Origin of the sequence: Streptomyces doebereineriae (assembly GCF_031845645.1) — a bacterium.
Classification (GTDB): Bacteria; Actinomycetota; Actinomycetes; order Streptomycetales; family Streptomycetaceae; genus Streptomyces; species Streptomyces canus.
In genome coordinates this window covers 235,915-250,732 of record NZ_JAVREZ010000016.1, presented here as the reverse complement: position 1 = coordinate 250,732, position 14,818 = coordinate 235,915, and the positions used below count along the sequence as shown (strand labels likewise).

Below are 14,818 nucleotides of genomic sequence, written 5' to 3'. Positions count from 1 at the left end.
GCCGACGAAGTGGACGATCCAGTTCGGCGAGCCGATCCTCACGGACGGGTATCCGCCGGAGGCCGCGGAGGATCCGATGCTGATGTTCAATCTGACCGACCAGGTGAGGGAACAGATCCAGCACACGCTGTACAAGTTGCTGGTGCAGCGGAGGTCCGTGTTCTTCTGAGTCTTCCCGGGTGTGGAGCCGGCGGACGGAGTCCGGCGCAGCCGTGCGAAGCCCGCGGAGCGGTGCGAGGGCGGCCATGTGGATGGGCCGCTGGCCCGTCTGCTGGGTTTCCCGTACTTTCCGCTGACGCCGACCTTCCCGTGGCTGGGTCCCCTCGGCGCGGTCCCGCTGCCGACGAAGTGGACGATCCAGTTCGGCGAGCCGATCCTCACGGACGGGTATCCGCCGGAGGCCGCGGAGGATCCGATGCTGATGTTCAATCTGACCGACCAGGTGAGGGAACAGATCCAGCACACGTTGTACAAGTTGCTGGTGCAGCGGCGGTCGGTGTTCTTCTGAGTCGGTCGCGCGGACGTGGCTTCTGACGCTGCGGGTCGTGGCCGCGAGGACGACCCCGCTGCGTGAAGCCGCTGGAGGGAGTCCGGCGCAGCCGTGCGAAGCCTGCGCAGCAGTGCCAGGGCGGCGTTGCTGGTGCAGCGGAGGTCCGTCTTCTTCTGATCCTTTCTGTCGTACGACGACGGGGGCGCTCTTCGTGGGAAGGGCGCCCCCGTCGTCGTACCGGAAAGGGCTAGTTCGTGTTCTCGCCGTCGATTCCCAGGCCGGGGAGGAGGCCCGGGAGGAGGGGCGGGAGGGTGACGTCCGGGTCGGACGACGGGGCGGGGGAGGTCGGGGTGGCGGTGCCGGTGGCCTTCGGCGGGTCGAGGAGGCCGCCGGTGTTGCCGCCGAGCAGGCCGTCGTCCTCGCCGGCGGACGTGGCCGACTTGCTCGGGCTGCTGCCACCGCTGTGCTCGGAGCCGCCACCGGTGCCCGGAGCCGTGGACCGGCCGGAACCGGTCGAGGTGTCCGAGGACGCCGTCCCGGAGCGCTGCCGCCCGCCCGAGCCACCGCCCCGGGCGGGGGGTTCGGGCAGGAGGGACTGCAGCGGGGCGACCTCTTCGTCTATGGCGTCGAAGACCGAGGACACCTGGTTGCTGACGTCGCCGAGCTGCACGGGCAGCCGCTCGCGGAGCGCGCCCCAGGCCTCGCGGTGCGAGCGCGAGAAGCTGGAGAGGGCCTGGATGGGGCCCAGGGACTTCGGGTCACGGTCGTACGCCTCGTGCAGCAGGCGGTGGCCTTCGGCGGCGTCGTGCTGCATCCCGGACAGGGCGCGGCGGATCTCGCTCAGGGACTCGTGGTCGAGGTGACCGCCTCGGCCGCGCTCCATCAGGCGGCGGGCCTCGCTCAGCCGGGTGGAGGCCTGGTCGAGGTAGGCGACACCGCGCTCGTCGTCACCGTCGGACAGGTAGCTGAGCTTGAAGTCCTCGATGCCGCGCTTGAGGCCGTACAGCGAGTCCCCGGGCAGGGCGTCCGAGCTGGCCGCGGCCACTCCGCCGAAGGCTCCGGCGGCGACTCCGACGCTCAGGCCGCCCGCGGCCAGGCCCTTGGTGAGCCGGGAACGCGGTCGCAGTTTCCCGAGCGGACTCGCCCGGTGAGCGGCGCCCGCCCGATGCGAGCGCTGCCCGGGGACCGCGGGTTCCACCCCGTCGCCCTCCAGCAGCATGGCCTCCATCGCGGCCACCAGCTGGGCTCGCTGGACAACCTTGACCTCAGGGTCCAGCTCAGGCCTGGGCAGCTCGCCAAGACACTCCGCGAGGGTCAACAGGCGGTCCTGACCGGTGTGTTCCCCAGCGGCCGGCTGGTGTTCTTCGGACTGCTCGGCCGCCGGGTCCCGGTCGGACTGCTCCTCCAGGGCCTGGGCGAAGGCGTTCGCCCGCCGGTGCGCCGATACGTTCGCGATCACTGGCGGCACCTCCTCTCGTCATGACGGTCGACTCCCCAGGGGGTCCTGAGGGTTGCACACCCTGACCACAAGCACACGATCGAGTGATCGAAGTCGGCCAGGGAGTGACCACAGGGAGCCTGCATCCCGCACAACGAGCGGCGTGGCACTTGGGTTACGGACGGCGGATGATCGGATCGGGAAGGCAACGGACTTTCACCGAGAGCGAGTTGGCGGTTACCGGGCGTGCGCTCTCAACGGACGTCGTCCGGGAGGAGGCGGGCCAGGGTGCGTACGGCCCGGTACTGGAGGGTCTTGATGGCGCCTTCGTTCTTGCCCATCACCCGGGCGGTCTCGGCGACGGAGAGGCCCTGGAGGAAACGGAGGGTCACGCACTCCTGCTGCTGCGGGTTGAGCCGGCGGACGGCGTCCAGCAGCGCGGCGTTGGAGAGCGACTCCAGGACGGAGTCCTCGGGCGAGCGCTCGACCTCGTTGGCGTCGAGCATCTCGCCGGTGGTGACCTCGAGACGGAACCGGCTCGACTTGAAGTGGTCGGCGACGAGGTTGCGCGCGATGGTGACGAGCCAGGCGCCGAAGTCGCGGCCCTGCCAGGTGAATGTGCCGATCCTTCTGAGCGCGCGCAGGAATGTCTCGCTCGTCAGGTCCTCGGCGGTGGCCTTACCTCCTACCCGGTAATAGATGTACCGGTACACCGTGTCGCTGTACTGGTCGTACAGGCGGCCGAAGGCGTCGGCCTCGCCGGCCTGGGCGCGTTCGACCAGGTCCATCATGCGGGCGCTGTCGCTGTCCGCAGCCGGACGGCGGGCGGGGGCGGCGCCGGTCGAAAGCCCTCGTCTGCCGACGGCCGCGGAACCGTCGGCCAGTGCGTAGCACGGACCGATCGGTGCCGCGGCTGCGGCGAGGGCGGGGACGGCGTACGCGGTGGGGACGAAGCCGCGCAACAGGTCTAGGACCGTTGCGCGCAGCGTAGCCAGGCCCGAGGCGTCAACCCCGACGTGTGGGTACACGGGACTCCCAGAGGCAGAGCTTCCATCACGTGCAGTACGGGACCGTTCACCCGTCGTAGCGACGGAAGGGGTACCGGATTGCGTCTGAGGAGAATAACGCTTAGTGCAGGCCCTGCTACACCCAGTTGCTCTATTCATCGATTACGTCGCTTCTGTAACCGATTGGGGGCAGTTCAAGTGCCGGAGAGTGACCGGTTGTTGATCGAAAGCGGTCGTGTTCTGCCAGGGAACAGGGCGTGTTGTGGCCGTGTGCAGCCAATGTGCCTGCACACGGGGTTACGCCCGTAAAACCCGTGGATTGGCGTGTTCGCCCGGCTACCGGCGGCGTTTGTGCAGGGCGATCGCCGCCGCCGTACCGCCTGCCACCGCTCCCACGCCGGCCGCCGCCGGGATGCCGACCTTCGCCGCCTTGCGGCCTGTGCGGTAGTCGCGCAGGCGCCAGTCCAGTTGACGGGCGTGCTTGCGGAGCTTGGTGTCCGGGTTGATCGCGTAGGGGTGGCCGACCAGCGAGAGCATCGGGATGTCGTTGTGGCTGTCGCTGTACGCCGCGCAGCGCGACAGGTCGAGCCCCTCCGCCGCTGCCAGGGCCCGGACCGCCTCCGCCTTCGCGGGGCCGTGGAGGGGCTCACCAACAAGCTTGCCCGTGTAGACGCCGTCCACCGACTCCGCCACGGTGCCCAGGGCGCCGGTGAGGCCGAGACGACGGGCGATCACCTGGGCGATCTCCACCGGGGCCGCTGTGACGAGCCACACCTTCTGACCGGCGTCCAGGTGCGCCTGTGCCAACGCGCGCGTGCCCGGCCAGATGCGCTCGGCCATGTACTCGTCGTAGATCTCCTCGCCGATCGACTGGAGCTCGGCGACGCGGTGGCCCTTGACGATCGACAGCGCGGAGTCCCGGGCCTCCTGCATGTGCTCCGGGTCCTCGACGCCGGCGAGGCGGAACCACGCCTGCTGCCAGGCGAACTTCGCGAGCTCGCGGGTCTCGAAGAACTTCCGTTTGTACAGGCCACGGCCGAAGTGGAAGAGGGCGGCGCCCTGCATCACCGTGTTGTCCAGGTCGAAGAAGGCGGCGGCCTTGTCGTCGCCCAGGACCGGGAACTGGGACTCCGGTTCCGTACCAGGTGTCTCCTCGACCTCCTGGGAGGACTTGCGCGCAGCCTCCGCCGAGGCCTCGCCTGCCAACACGCTCCGCGCCGTGGCGGAGCGCCTACGGGGAGTGAGCCATCCGAGAGCGGCCATGGCGTGAGCATAGCCATTCTGTTCGGTGGTTCCGGAGTCGAGAGGTTTGAAGGGTGTGAACTCTCCGCGACTGTGTCGTTAAGCAAGGGCGAGAATGGCCGACATGAGTCCCATCTTTCGCCGCAGTGCGGCCAAGCTTCCCGAGGAACGGCTCGTCACCCTCATCCGCAAGCCGGGCTGTCATCTGTGTGACGACGCTCAGTCCGTGATCGAGAAGGTGTGTGGAGATCTCGGGGTTCCGTGGGAGCAGAAGAGCATCGACGAGGATCCTCAACTCCACGACCAGTACTGGGAGCAGATCCCGGTGGTACTCGTCGACGGGGAACAGCACACTTTCTGGCGCGTGAACGAGGACCGACTCCGCAGGGCCCTGACCGCTTAGGATCGATGGCGACTTGGCCCTGGGGGCGGGATTGACGAGGGAAGTGTGCGGTTTTGCCTCCGAGAGAGACGCGCGTGACCCCGGTCACGTTGGCCGGGCAAATCGGACACCATCTTTGTGCACGCGTTCACAAAGACATAGCCTGCTTTCGACGGGGCGGTCTGGGGACGCATGACCGCCTACAGCCCCGCTCTACCCGCAGGAGCACCGTGGCAACTGGCCGAACTCACCGACCGGCGACCCGTAGCCGAGGGATTCCCGAGGCCACCGTCGCCAGGCTTCCGCTGTACCTACGAGCCCTGACCGCACTGTCGGAGCGCTCGGTACCCACGGTCTCCTCCGAGGAGCTCGCGGCCGCCGCGGGGGTCAATTCCGCGAAGCTGCGCAAGGACTTCTCCTACCTGGGTTCCTACGGAACGCGCGGTGTCGGCTACGACGTCGAGTATCTCGTCTACCAGATCTCCCGCGAACTCGGCCTGACCCAGGACTGGCCGGTTGTGATCGTCGGTATCGGTAATCTCGGCGCGGCTCTCGCCAACTACGGCGGCTTCGCGTCCCGTGGATTCCGTGTCGCGGCGCTGATCGACGCCGATCCGGCGATGGCCGGCAAGCCCGTCGCGGGCATCCCGGTCCAGCACTCGGACGACCTGGAAAAGATCATCGAGGACAACGGCGTGTCGATCGGTGTCATCGCCACCCCCGCCGGTGCCGCCCAGCCGGTCTGCGACCGGCTCGTGGCCGCCGGGGTCACCTCCATCCTGAACTTCGCGCCGACCGTGCTGTCCGTGCCGGACGGCGTCGACGTGCGCAAGGTCGACCTCTCCATCGAGCTGCAGATCCTCGCCTTCCACGAGCAGCGCAAGGCCGGTGAGGAGGCCGCCGCCGCTGCCGACGGCGCCGGTCCGGTCGTCGCCGGCCGCAGCGACTCCGCCGACAAGGGGCCCGACGGGGACGTACCCGCCGTGATGCCGGCATGAGTCTCCTCGTCGTCGGGCTGAGCCACCGCAGCGCGCCGGTCAGCGTGCTGGAGCGGGCGGCCCTCCATGCCGATGCGCAGGTGAAGTTGCTCCAGGACACGGTCGCCGCCGACCCGGCCACGGAGGCCGCGGTGCTGGCCACCTGCAACCGGATCGAGCTGTACGCCGACGTGGACAAGTTCCACGCCGGGGTGGCCGAGCTGTCCACGCTGCTCGCGCAGCACAGTGGGGTGGGGCTCGACGAGCTCACTCCGTATCTCTACGTGCACTACGAGGACCGGGCCGTTCATCACCTCTTCTCCGTGGCCTGTGGGCTGGACTCCATGGTCGTCGGGGAGGGGCAGATCCTCGGGCAGATCAAGGACTCGCTGGCCCGGGCGCAGGAGCTGCACACGGCCGGACGGCTGCTCAACGACCTGTTCCAGCAGGCGCTGCGGGTCGGGAAGCGGGCCCACTCCGAGACCGGGATCGATCGGGCGGGGCAGTCGCTGGTCACGTTCGGGCTGGAGCAGCTGGCTCTCGGCGCGGAGGTGTCGGACTGGGCTCGGGGCAAGAAGGCGCTGGTCATCGGGGCCGGGTCGATGTCCTCGCTGGCCGCGGCGACGCTGGCGCGGGTCGGGGTCACGGAGATCGTCGTCGCCAACCGGACGGCTGACCGGGCCGAGCGGCTCGCGGAGATCCTCAATGAAGGCGGGGACGTGTCCGCCCGCGCGGTACCGATGGATTCGGTGTCGGACGAGCTGACACGTGCAGATGTTGTGGTGTCCTGTACGGGCGCTACCGGACTCGTACTCAGCGCTGAGGCTGTTGCCGCGGCGCGGGGGTCGGTCACGCAGCTCGGTGCCGACGAGGTGCCGCCCTTGCGTGGGTCGGGAGCCGCCCAGGCGGCACGACAGCCCGCAAGCTCCGCAACCGACGAGAACTGTCCGCTCGACCTGGCCCCCACGCAGGCCACCCCCGGTTTCTCCGTGCTCGGCGAAGCCGCTGTCGCCGGGATGGCCGCCTCTGAGCTGGAGCAGCACGCCGCGTGGGTGGACAACGCGCCGCGGCCGCAGAGTTCCGGGTCGGTCGCGACCGTGCTCGATCCCGTCGCGGAAGCCGACGCCATCGCGGCGCTCGCGGCCACCGCCGCTGTGATCGGGCGCGTGCCCGAGCGGCGCAGGCCCGAGCCCGTCGCCGAGATTCCGCGGCCCACCCCCTCGCTCTTCCTGCTCGACCTCGCCATGCCCCGGGACATCGACGCCGCCGTGCACCGGCTGGGCGGGGTGCGGCTCGTCGACATCGAGTCGCTCGCCGAGGCTTCGGCCGACGCTCCCATGGCGGCCGACGTCGACCAGGTCCGTCGTATCGTGGCCGACGAGGTCGCCGCCTTCGGGGCCGCGCTCAGGGCCGCGCACATCACGCCGACGGTCGTCGCGCTGCGGTCCATGGCCGCCGATGTCGTCGCCGGTGAGATCGCCCGGCTCGACGGGCGACTGCCGGGACTGGACGACAAGCAGCGCGGTGAGATCACGCAGACCGTGCGGCGCGTGGTCGACAAACTGCTGCACGCGCCGACCGTACGGGTCAAGCAACTCGCGGCCGAGCCCGGCGGCGCCGGGTACGCGGACGCGTTGCGGACTCTGTTCGACCTCGACCCCGAGACGGTGGCCGCCGTCTCCCGCGCCGAGGACAGCACCACCGATGAGAAAGACCGAGGCTCGTCATGAGTACCAAGGCGCTACGACTAGGGACCAGGCGGAGCAAACTCGCCATGGCCCAGTCGCGGCAGGTGGCGGACGCCGTGAGCCGGGTGACAGGGCGGCCCGTCGAGCTCGTGGAGATCACCACGTACGGCGATGTGTCCAAGGAGGCGCTCGCGCAGATCGGCGGCACCGGCGTCTTCGTGACCGCGCTGCGCGAAGCCCTGCTCAAGGGCGAGGTCGACTTCGCGGTGCACTCGCTCAAGGACCTGCCGACCGGGCAGCCGGACGTGCTGGCGCTGGCCGCGATACCCGAGCGCGAGGACCCGCGGGACGTCATCGTCGCCCGGGATGCCCTGAAGTTCACCGACCTGCCCCGCGGCGCCCGCATCGGTACCGGTTCGCCCCGGCGCATGGCGCAGCTCAACGCGTACGCCCGCGCACACGGACTTGATATCGAGACGGTTGCGATCCGGGGGAACATCGACACCCGGGTGCGGTTCGTGCGCGATGGTGAGCTGGATGCGGTGGTGCTGGCCGCGGCAGGCCTCACACGCATCGGCCGTATCGACGAAGTGACCGATTTCCTCTCGGTCGACACAGTTTTGCCCGCTCCCGGCCAGGGAGCACTCGCGATCGAATGCACCGCGGACAACGCGGACCTGATCGCAGCGCTCGGCGAGCTCGACGACCCGTTCACGCGGGTCGCCGCGACCGCCGAACGGTCACTGCTCGCCGCCCTGGAGGCCGGCTGCTCCGCCCCTGTGGGCGCGCTGGCCGACCTGCTGGCCGACGGGCAGATTGTCAAGGAAATGCGCCTGCGGGCCGTCGTCGGCACGACCGACGGCTCTCGCACGGTGCAGTTGTCCACCACCGGTCCCGTGCCCGAGACGTACGACCAAGCAATGGCGCTCGGCCGTGAACTCGCGGCCGAGATGCTTGCCCAGGGCGCGGCCGGTCTGATGGGGGAGCGAGCACAGTGAGCCCCACCACTCTTCCCGCCGGTCCTGAACACGGGCACGTCACCTTCCTCGGTGCCGGACCCGGAGATCCGGGACTGCTGACTCTGCGCGCCGTCGAGGCGCTCACGAACGCGGACGTTCTCGTCGCCGGGCACGAGGTGCTCGACGTCGTACGCGTCCACGCTCGATCGGGCGTCGCCGTCGTGGACACGGACACGGAGTCGCCTTCGACTCCGGTTCCGGGCACGGGCGCGCCCCAACTAACGATCGTTGACGGCTCGTCAACAACCGCAGCTGCCCCCGCTGTACGGGATGCCGCACATCTTGTCATGGAGGCCGCGAGGGGCGGCAGGCGGGTCGTACGTGCGGTGTCCGGGGACCCCGGGCTCGACGCGTACGCCGCCGAGGAGATGCTGGCCTGCGCCCGCGCGGGCGTGCCCTTCGAGGTCGTGCCCGGTGTCGCCGCCGCGGTCGGTGTACCCGCGTACGCCGGTGTGCCGCTGCGGGACGCGCAGGGCGCGGACGTGCGGTTCGTGGACGCGCGGACGGCCTCCGACCGGTGCTGGACGGAGGTGGGGGCGTCGGACGGGACCGTGGTCGTGTCGACGACCCTGGACTCCGTGGGTGCCGCCGCCGGGGAGCTGGTCGCGGCCGGGCGCAAGCCCGATACCCCGATGACGGTGACGGTCGCCGGTACGACCACCCGCCAGCGCACGTGGACGGCCACCCTGGGCACCATCGCCCAGACGCTCAAGCAGGCCAAGGTGCTGCCCTCGCCCGAGGGCGGGCGACCGGTGATAGTCGTGGTCGGTGAGCGTTCGGCCGCCGCGCAGCGCGACCAGCTGTCGTGGTTCGAGAACAAGCCGCTGTTCGGCTGGAAGGTTCTCGTGCCGCGTACGAAGGAGCAGGCGGCGTCGCTCTCCGACCAGCTGCGGTCCTACGGGGCCGTGCCGCACGAGGTGCCGACGATCGCCGTCGAGCCGCCGAGAACGCCCCAGCAGATGGAGCGGGCGGTCAAGGGGCTCGTGACCGGGCGCTACGAGTGGATCGCCTTCACCTCGGTCAACGCCGTCAAGGCCGTACGCGAGAAGTTCGAGGAGTACGGGCTCGACGCGCGTGCCTTCGCGGGGATCAAGGTCGCCGCGGTGGGCGAGCAGACGGCGAAGGCGCTGGTCGCCTTCGGCGTGAAGCCTGATCTGGTGCCGAGCGGTGAGCAGTCGGCCGCGGGTCTTCTCGAGGACTGGCCGCCGTACGACCCCGTTTTCGACCCGATCGACCGGGTCTTCCTGCCGCGGGCCGACATCGCGACCGAGACCCTGGTCGCCGGGCTCATCGAGCTCGGGTGGGAGGTCGACGACGTCACCGCCTATCGGACCGTGCGGGCCTCTCCGCCGCCCGCGGAGACGCGGGAGGCGATCAAGGGCGGTGGGTTCGACGCCGTTCTCTTCACGTCCTCGTCGACCGTGCGGAACCTGGTGGGTATCGCCGGGAAGCCGCACAACGTGACCGTGATCGCGTGCATCGGTCCCGCCACGGCCAAGACCGCCGAGGAGCACGGGCTGCGGGTGGATGTGATGGCTCCCGAGCCGTCCGTGCACAAGCTGGCCGAGGCCCTCGCCGACTTCGGGCTGAAGCGGCGGGCGGCGGCGGTCGAGGCCGGGGATCCGGTGACACGGCCGAGCGAGCGGCGGCCGGGGGCTCGGCGGCGGCGGTCGACGACCTGAGTGTTGTGACGACCTGAGTGTTGTGACGACCTGAGCGTGGTGGGGCGCGGTGTCGGTGTGCGGTGGCTGCGGAGGCCTGGTTCAGGCTGACGGAGCCACCGTGTGGCCGTAGCGCAGGAGGTTCTCCGGGTCGTACGTCGACTTCGCGCGGCGCAGGCGGTCGTAGACCTCCGGGGTCCAGGCGCGGGCGCGGTCCTTCTCGTCGCCCGGGGTGCCGTGCAGGTTGACCAGGGTGCGGCCGGTGCCGTACGCGGCCATCGCGGAGTTGAGGGCGGTCGTGGCGCGTTCCACCGCCTCGGCCATGGGGGGTGCCGCCAGGACGCCCACCGCCTCCAGGAGGTACTCGGCGTCCCGGGCGCAGACCGCGTCCGCCACGGCTGCGGGGCGGGACAGCGCCGCGCCCATGTGCCGGATCTCGACCATGAGGAGCGGGAAGTCGCCGGCGCCCGCCGCCGGGCCCGCCTGGTCCAGGAACGTGTCGATCGCCTGCGGTGTCAGCTCGCGCAGCAGGATGCAGGACTCGCGGGCCGGGAGCGGGTCCTGGGGGTCCAGGTAGATGCGGTCCACCGCCGCGTAGTCCATCTCCTCCACCGTGTCGATCACGACCGGTGCGGCCTCGCGGAGCGGGGTGAGGAGGTCCTGGCCCGCTGCCGTCTCGCCGGTCCAGGCGAGGCAGACCCTTGCCCAGAAGCCGCCCCGGAAGGGTTCGGGGATCTCCGGGAAGGGCGGTAGGCGCAGGATGCTGAAGGTGCTGTTCATCTCCGGCGGGATGTTCTGGGTCCAGGTCGCCCAGGTGGTCAGCAGGGCCTCGGCGTCCTCGCCCGCGCAGTAGATGCCGCCGCCGAGGACGCGGGGGAGCGGGAGGAGCTCGGTGACCAGGGAGGTCACCACTCCTACGTTGCCCTTGCCGCCGCGCAGGGCCCAGAAGAGGTCGGGTTCCGTGTCGGCGTCGGTGTGGTGGAGCGTTCCGTCGGGGGTGGCGACCTCGAAGGAGCGGACCTTGTCGGCGGCGTAGCCGTAGGTCCGGCCGAGGACCGGGAGGCCGCCGCCGAGGGTGTAGCCGACGACGCCGGCGTCGGTGGAGGAGCCGTTCAGGGTGGCGAGGCCGTGGGGGGTGGCGGCGGCCAGGACGTGCCGCCACTTCGCGCCGGCGTCGATTCTCGCGGTACGGGTTTCTTCGTCGACGCGTACGCCGGTCATGCGGGTGGTGTTGATCAGCAGGCCGTTCTCTATGGGGAAGTTGGCGCCGTGGCCGGTGGCCTGGACGGTGACGGGGGTGTGGGTGGCCGAGGCCCAGCGCAGGGCGATGACGATGTCCTCGGCGCTGGTGGCGCCGACGACTACGTCGGGGGTGTGCAGGGCGGCCAGGTTGAAGCCGGTGACTTCGTCGGCGTAGCCGGGTTCGCCGGGGTGGATTACGGGGCCGTGGATGTCGTTGAGGGTGGGGTGGGTGTTGGGCGTGTCGGGGGTGGCAGCCATGGTGTCCTCCTGCCTTGTACTTTCAGCTTGGACCTGGGGGTGGGGTGGCGCATGTGGGGCTGCCTCCGGCGGTTGAGCGGGCGGCTACAGGCCGGTGGGGGCGGGCGTTTTGCGCAGTTCCCCGCGCCCCTGAGTGCCTGCGGCGGCCTGTGCGGCCTCGGTGGGGGCTTGTGTAGCGTGTGCGGGTGCCGGCCGCTGCGGGCGGACACCCCCCACCCCGTCCCCTTGCCGCCGTACGCGGCGAACAGCCCGTCGTGGTGCGGGTGACTGCAACTCCCCAGGGGCGCGGGGAACTGCGCGATCAGCCCCCACCGGCCTGCAGACGCGCAAGGACCCGACCTGGCCCCCCGATGGGCGCGCCGCTTCCGACGAGGCGTCGGCAAAGGGGGGCATGAGGCGGGCGTAGCTTAGGTGTATGACGATGTACGGATCTTTTCCCGGCGCGCGGCCCCGGCGGCTGCGGACCAACCCCGTCATGCGCCGCATGGTTGCCGAGACCCGGCTGCACCCCGCTGACTTCATCCTTCCGGCGTTCGTGCTGGAAGGGGCGAGTGAGCCGGTGCCGATCTCGGCGATGCCCGGGGTCGTGCAGCACTCGCGGGACAGTCTGAAGAAGGCGGCCGCGGAGGCCGTGGCGGCCGGGGTGTCCGGGATCATGCTCTTCGGGGTGCCGGAGGAGTCGAAGAAGGACGCTCTCGGGACGCCGGGCACCGATCCCGACGGGATTCTGCAGGTCGCCATCCGGGACGTACGGGCCGAGGTCGGGGACGACCTGCTCGTGATGTCCGATCTGTGTCTCGACGAGACCATCGATCACGGGCACTGCGGGGTGCTCGACGCGCAGGGGCGTGTCGACAATGACGCCACCCTCGAGCGGTACGCCGAGATGGCCCAGGTCCAGGCCGACGCCGGCGCCCATGTTGTGGGCCCCAGCGGGATGATGGACGGCCAGGTCGGGGTCATCCGGGACGCGCTCGACCAGATCGGGCGGGAGGACGTGGCCATCCTGGCGTACACGGCCAAGTACGCCTCCGCGTTCTACGGGCCCTTCCGGGAGGCCGTCGCGTCGTCGTTGAAGGGTGACCGCAAGACCTATCAGCAGGACCCTGCCAACGCGCGGGAGTCGCTGCGCGAGCTCGCCCTCGATCTGGAGGAGGGTGCCGACATGGTGATGGTCAAGCCGGCCGGGCCCTACCTCGACATCCTCGCGCGGGTCGCGGACGCCGTCGACGTGCCCGTCGCCGCGTATCAGATCTCCGGTGAGTACTCGATGATCGAGGCCGCCGCCGAGAAGGGCTGGATCGACCGGGACCGGGCGATCCTCGAGACCCTGACCGGGATCAAGCGGGCCGGGGCGCAGAACATCCTCACCTACTGGGCGACCGAGGTGGCTCAGAAGCTCGGCTGACGAAGCCGCCGGACGGCGTGTTGCGGCAACGTTTCGAGCTCGGTCCGGCTACGGGCGGAGCTCGTTCCGGCCAACGTCCGGACAACAGCCCCCAGTTCGGACGGTGATCTTCTGGTGATCTGTCCGGAATCCGGCCCCTGGTGTGGTGGATTTGTCGGGGTGCGTCAGGTGCACGACTTGATGAATCGCTTACATCCGTCGAATTGACGAGTTCCCGACATCCTTCATATCTTCTGCGCCTGGCCTGATCCATTCGGAACAGTTCCGAACGTCGATCCCTGGGGGACACCACCATGAACTACTTCCTCGATGTGCTGAAGAAGTACGCCGTGTTCAGCGGCCGCGCGCGCCGCAAGGAATACTGGATGTACACCCTGTTCGTCACGATCATCTACATCGTGCTGGCCGTCATCGGCGTCGTGGCCAAGCAGGCGTGGATCCCGATCGTCTTCTACGTTGCCATCCTGCTCCCCAGCCTCGCCGTCCTCGTGCGCCGCCTGCACGACACCGGCCGCAGCGGCTGGTGGGTCCTGTTCGGTCTGGTTCCGCTTGCCGGCGGCATCACCCTGTTCGTCTTCTCGGTGCTGGACAGCGAGCCGAGCGACAACAAGTACGGCCCCAACCCGAAGGGCTTCGCCCCCGCGCACGTGTGATGCCGTAGCTCTGCTTCGAAGGCCGCCCGGTCAATGCCGGGCGGCCTTCTGGTTTTCCGCGGGGCTCACCGCGGCCGCCTTGTTCGTGGCCGGGCCCTCGTCGCGTACGCCCTGGCCGTCTTTGCAGCCCGTGAGGGTGAGGAGCACGAGGAGGGTCAGCAGGGCGAGGGTGGTGGGGGTGTGGGGTCGGGTGGGCATGGGATCAGGCTGCGGGGGAGCGGGAGCGTTCGCCAGCCCTGGCGGGGGATTCGGGACGGCCTTGTGCCGGGGGCCGCGCTGACCTGCGGAGATGTGGCTTCCCGAGTCCCTTTCGTGGGATGCGGGACGGGGCATCTCGGGCACCGGGCACCATCAAGTCGCCCGGGGAGTTAGGTTCTTGACGATCGCGGTGGTTGTCCGTTGAAGGACCGACACATTCACAGGGGAGACGCCATGTCCGGTGACGCGCTGAGCCAGGACCCGGCCGAGCTGGCCAGGAGGATCGACACCACCAAGGCGCATCCGGCCCGCGTCTACGACGTCTTCCTCGGCGGCAAGGACAACTACCCCGCCGACCGTGAGGCGGCCGCCGCCGCGCTCGCCGCCAACCCCCGCGGGTACCTCGACGTACGCCACAACCGTGACTTCATGCGCCGGGCCGTCGACAGGCTGACCGAGCGGGACGGGATCCGGCAGTTCCTGGACATCGGCACCGGGCTGCCCACCGCGGAGAACGTCCACACGATCGCCCAGCGGATCCGGCCCGACGCGCGGGTCGTGTACGTCGACAACGACCCGGTGGTGCTGGCGCATGCCCGCGCGCTGCTCACCAGCGGACCCGAGGGGCGTACGGACTACATCGACGCCGACTTCAAGAGTCCCGCGCAGATCCTCGAACAGGCCGCCAAGACGCTGGACTTCGACCAGCCGATCGCGCTGTGCCTGGTCGCGATCCTGCACTTCGTCGAGGACGACGAGGCCTATCCGATCGTGCGGGAGCTCGTGGAGGCCCTGCCCTCCGGCAGCCGGATCGTCCTCAGTCATCTGACCGACGAGATGCATCCCGAGCCCACCCGCGCGGTCCAGCGGACCTACACCGAACGCGGGTTCACCTTCGTGTTCCGGTCCAAGGGGGAGGTGGAGCGGTTCTTCACCGAGGCGCCGGGTGTCTCCCTGGACGAGCCCGGTGTGGTGCCCGCGCATCTGTGGCACCCCGGGCCCGCGCCCGCGCCGCCGGCCATCGACGCCGAGGACTTCGAGTCCCTCGACGACATCGAGAAGATCCGCTACCGGGACATCAACGACGTCACGGACGACGACATCAACGTCTACGGGGCGACCGGCACCAAGGCGTGAGCGGGTGCGTGATGTCCG

General features: G+C 70.0%; 13 protein-coding genes and 2 pseudogenes. 10 read left to right on the top strand and 5 right to left on the bottom strand.

Features of this window, described 5'->3' with window-relative positions:
* A pseudogene (locus RNB18_RS37055) lies at positions 1–169 on the top strand (glycerol acyltransferase); the annotation flags it as partial.
* Between the two features lie 90 nt (positions 170–259).
* Positions 260–508: pseudogene (locus tag RNB18_RS37050) on the top strand (glycerol acyltransferase); the annotation flags it as partial.
* Between the two features lie 229 nt (positions 509–737).
* Here the strand turns inward: RNB18_RS37050 and RNB18_RS37045 are convergent.
* The 3 genes from RNB18_RS37045 to RNB18_RS37035 all read right to left on the bottom strand — a co-directional run bounded on the left by RNB18_RS37045 (position 738) and on the right by RNB18_RS37035 (position 4,198).
* Positions 738–1,949 (bottom strand): DUF5667 domain-containing protein, encoded by a 1,212-nt coding sequence (locus RNB18_RS37045; RefSeq protein ID WP_311718475.1) that lies wholly within the window; start codon positions 1,947–1,949, stop codon positions 738–740.
* 233 nt (positions 1,950–2,182) lie between these two features.
* Complete coding sequence (locus RNB18_RS37040) at positions 2,183–2,956, bottom strand: ECF subfamily RNA polymerase sigma factor, BldN family (RefSeq protein ID WP_311718473.1); 774 nt, start codon at positions 2,954–2,956, stop codon at positions 2,183–2,185.
* Between the two features lie 315 nt (positions 2,957–3,271).
* Positions 3,272–4,198: an HAD family hydrolase gene (locus tag RNB18_RS37035; RefSeq protein WP_059205092.1), complete on the bottom strand. Its 927-nt coding sequence runs from the start codon at positions 4,196–4,198 to the stop codon at positions 3,272–3,274.
* A gap of 94 nt (positions 4,199–4,292) precedes the next feature.
* Between RNB18_RS37035 and RNB18_RS37030 the strand changes: the two genes are divergently transcribed.
* The 5 genes from RNB18_RS37030 to RNB18_RS37010 all read left to right on the top strand — a co-directional run bounded on the left by RNB18_RS37030 (position 4,293) and on the right by RNB18_RS37010 (position 9,925).
* On the top strand, positions 4,293–4,580 hold the full coding sequence (locus RNB18_RS37030) for a glutaredoxin family protein (RefSeq protein ID WP_311718472.1): 288 nt from the start codon (positions 4,293–4,295) through the stop codon (positions 4,578–4,580).
* A gap of 209 nt (positions 4,581–4,789) precedes the next feature.
* Positions 4,790–5,557, top strand: coding sequence for a redox-sensing transcriptional repressor Rex (locus RNB18_RS37025; RefSeq protein WP_057608124.1), 768 nt, complete (start codon positions 4,790–4,792; stop codon positions 5,555–5,557).
* A complete protein-coding gene (locus tag RNB18_RS37020) occupies positions 5,554–7,266 on the top strand; it encodes a glutamyl-tRNA reductase (RefSeq protein ID WP_311718471.1) in 1,713 nt (570 codons plus the stop codon). Before RNB18_RS37025 ends, RNB18_RS37020 begins: the two co-directional genes overlap by 4 nt.
* Positions 7,263–8,222 (top strand): hydroxymethylbilane synthase, encoded by a 960-nt coding sequence (gene hemC / locus RNB18_RS37015; protein ID WP_311718470.1) that lies wholly within the window; start codon positions 7,263–7,265, stop codon positions 8,220–8,222. The genes RNB18_RS37020 and hemC overlap by 4 nt, the downstream gene beginning before the upstream one ends.
* Entirely contained in the window at positions 8,219–9,925 is a 1,707-nt protein-coding gene (locus tag RNB18_RS37010) for a bifunctional uroporphyrinogen-III C-methyltransferase/uroporphyrinogen-III synthase (protein WP_266515424.1), read from the top strand. The genes hemC and RNB18_RS37010 overlap by 4 nt, the downstream gene beginning before the upstream one ends.
* Before the next feature lie 81 nt (positions 9,926–10,006).
* On the opposite strand, the gene RNB18_RS37005 is transcribed toward RNB18_RS37010, so the two are convergent.
* Entirely contained in the window at positions 10,007–11,404 is a 1,398-nt protein-coding gene (locus RNB18_RS37005; RefSeq protein ID WP_311718469.1) for an FAD-binding oxidoreductase, read from the bottom strand.
* A gap of 415 nt (positions 11,405–11,819) precedes the next feature.
* Here RNB18_RS37005 and hemB point away from each other — a divergent pair, with 415 nt between their 5' ends.
* Positions 11,820–12,812: a porphobilinogen synthase gene (gene hemB, locus RNB18_RS37000; RefSeq protein WP_311718468.1), complete on the top strand. Its 993-nt coding sequence runs from the start codon at positions 11,820–11,822 to the stop codon at positions 12,810–12,812.
* Positions 12,813–13,105: 293 nt separating this feature from the next.
* The gene (locus RNB18_RS36995; RefSeq protein ID WP_311718466.1) at positions 13,106–13,465 is read left to right on the top strand and encodes a DUF805 domain-containing protein; all 360 of its coding nucleotides are present in this window, start codon (positions 13,106–13,108) and stop codon (positions 13,463–13,465) included.
* 30 nt (positions 13,466–13,495) lie between these two features.
* On the opposite strand, the gene RNB18_RS36990 is transcribed toward RNB18_RS36995, so the two are convergent.
* Complete coding sequence (locus RNB18_RS36990; RefSeq protein ID WP_311718464.1) at positions 13,496–13,663, bottom strand: hypothetical protein; 168 nt, start codon at positions 13,661–13,663, stop codon at positions 13,496–13,498.
* 234 nt (positions 13,664–13,897) lie between these two features.
* Between RNB18_RS36990 and RNB18_RS36985 the strand changes: the two genes are divergently transcribed.
* On the top strand, positions 13,898–14,800 hold the full coding sequence (locus tag RNB18_RS36985) for an SAM-dependent methyltransferase (RefSeq protein WP_311718463.1): 903 nt from the start codon (positions 13,898–13,900) through the stop codon (positions 14,798–14,800).
* Positions 14,801–14,818 lie beyond the last annotated feature (18 nt).